We start from the raw sequence: 1536 nt of genomic DNA on the forward strand, positions 1-1536 counted from the left end.
CACCGCTCCAGCGATCAGGATTCATGGCCCTGGCCGCCTCATAGACTGCCCTGCGATGGTCCATCACCCGGTCTGTCTGACCCGTGTGACGCTGTACCGGCGTCATGAACTTCAGGCCACTGTGCTTGTGCTCATGGTTGTACCAGTGTACGAACTGCAGCACCCAGGCGCGGGCATCATCCAGGGCCGCAAAACCTTTGTAGGGGTAACCAGGGCGGTACTTGCAGGTCCGGAAGATCGACTCGGCATAGGCGTTGTCATTGCTTACCCGGGGGCGACTGTGGGAGTTCACGACGCCAAGGCGATAGAGCGTATCCAGCATCGATGCGCCCTTCATCGGGCTGCCATTGTCCGAGTGAAGTACCAGCGGAACACCCGCGATCCCCTCGCGCAAATAGGCTTTGCGCAGCATGTGGGCCGCCAGCTCACTGGACTCCTCTGCATGAATTTCCCAGCCGACCACTTTGCGGCTGTAGAGATCCAGCATCAGGTACAGGTAGTAGTAAATGCCCTTGGCAGGACCCGGCAGCCACGTTATATCCCAGCACCAAACCTGGTTGGGGCCTGTCGCGCAATGGGTACTGACTGGCCGGTGTCCTGGTGCCCGGCTGCGGCCGCGATGTTGCTGCTGGCCCTCTTCCCTCAATATTCGGTAGAACGTCGACTCGGAGGCGATGTAGCGCCCCTCATCGGCCAGTGTCGGCACGATCTGGCTTGGCGGCAGGCTGCGAAAGGCTTCGCTGTTGACGGTGTCCAGCACGGCCTGGCGTTCCTCCTGAGTGAGCTTGTTGGCAGGCGGTGGACGGTCAGCGCCGGGCCGTCCATCCACCCTCAACTCACCCTCTTGCGTCCACCGCTGGAGGGTACGCACTGAGATCCCCATTTCCCGACAGGCGGTCGCCCTGCGGGCACCAGCCTCCACCGTCTCCTCGATCAGCCTTACTGCGCGTTTGCGATCCGGGGCACCGATCATTCGTCCGCGTCCTCCCCCCAGATCGCATGCATCTTTTTTCTCAGGGCCAATAACGCCGCCGTCTCCGCCAGCGCCTTCTCCTTCCGTCGCAACTCGCGCTTGAGTTGCTTGACCTCCTTCCTTGCGAGCCGGGCCTGCCTCTTCTCCGCCTTGGAATGCTCCGCTGCCGAGGCATTACCCTGCAGGCAGTTCTCCTTCCACACGGCGATCTGCTCGACAAACAGACCCTTCTTGCGGCAGTACTCCGCCAACTCCGCCTCGTTCATGGTGGCTGTTTCCAGCACCACGGCAAACTTGTCCTCCGGCGACCAATTCTCCGGATTCCGGCCATCTCCCGGCACCACTAACCCCTTTGCTCTGGCTTGTTTCCGCCAATGATACAGGGTTACATCCGAGATGCCCGTCTCCTCGACCAGTACAGGGACCGGTGTGTTTTCCGGCGGCATCATCCGCCTGATCACTGCTTCTTTACGCTCTGGTGAATATCGTGTCATTGCTCAATCCTGAGCGCCCCCCGAACATTAATGAAAAATCAGACACGACAACTATCCTGCCACGGGGGG

Annotated in this window: 1 pseudogene; it reads right to left on the reverse strand. The window is 60.7% G+C overall.

Features of this window, described 5'->3' with window-relative positions:
* Nucleotides 1-1467, reverse strand: a pseudogene (locus DWB85_RS19280) (IS3 family transposase); the annotation flags it as partial.
* Nucleotides 1468-1536 lie beyond the last annotated feature (69 nt).

This window comes from Seongchinamella sediminis (genome assembly GCF_003457605.1).
Lineage (GTDB): Bacteria > Pseudomonadota > Gammaproteobacteria > Pseudomonadales > Halieaceae > Halioglobus > Halioglobus sediminis.